Here is a 952-nt window from a genome sequence, read left to right on the forward strand (position 1 = left end):
GCACCATCACGGATGCCTCTTTCGAATTACATTTTATATCTTTATTTCAATGAGCTTAATTTTTCAATTGCTTGTTGCTCAGTTGCTAAGAAAAAAATATCCTTACCTTTATTACATTCATAAATGAAATCTTTTAGGCTTTTACTAATGTACATAGAAAAATCCCCGATGATAGCAATTTTCACGCTGTAATTAATAAACTTTTGAAGAATATCACCCGCAAGACGTGTTTTTAAGTCAAAGAAACTTTCACTTATTAATGATTTATTGATAGCAATCCGCTTTGAATCCGCTTCATATTKAACTGTTGCCATGAGATCTAATGCAGATTGAACATCGGATATTAATACTGTATCGTTTCTGACGACAGCAATATTTATTCCACCAATTACTACTTTCTTTATTTCCATAGTCTCACTCCTCTATAATTTATAAAGTATATATTAAACATGCTGTGTAGCTTTTCATTAACACACATAAATGATTTGCCCCTGGCCCAATATCCTTTATATCCTCGTAAATAAATATTAGTTTAAAACTTCTCATACGGTCAATGAAATTAAGGGTAATCTATCTTTTTACTATTTTTGAAAATTTATCTCTCCACAATAACTTAATAAATTATCAAAAGAAGTAATCTCGGCATATGGTTTAGTGTCGGTATTATTCTTAATCATATTAGGATTGAACCATATGCCCTTTATATTTGCATTTTGACAACCAGCAATATCCTTTTCTAAGTCATCTCCAACAAATARTACATCTTCTGATTGTACATTTAGCTTATTTAATGCTARTTCRAATATGCGTTTGTCAGGTTTACTAAATCCCGCTTCTTCAGAAATAATGATTGTATCAAAATAACGATTCAAATTCGTGTTAATTATTTTTGCTTTTTGCCTCTGAGTTGAGCCATTTGTTATAATTCCAACTTTAATATGTGACTTTATAG

Annotated in this window: 2 protein-coding genes; both read right to left on the minus strand. The window is 30.1% G+C overall.

Annotated elements, in window-relative coordinates; genetic code table 11:
• Positions 1–41: 41 nt before the first annotated feature.
• Positions 42–410 (minus strand): DUF4180 domain-containing protein, encoded by a 369-nt coding sequence (locus AC1DJR_RS31540; protein ID WP_477004422.1) that lies wholly within the window; start codon positions 408–410, stop codon positions 42–44.
• Positions 411–581: 171 nt separating this feature from the next.
• The coding region (locus AC1DJR_RS31545; protein ID WP_477004423.1) for an HAD-IA family hydrolase at positions 582–952 on the minus strand (371 nt) is incomplete at its 5' end.

The organism is Bacillus sp. 05T31, assembly GCF_056396725.1.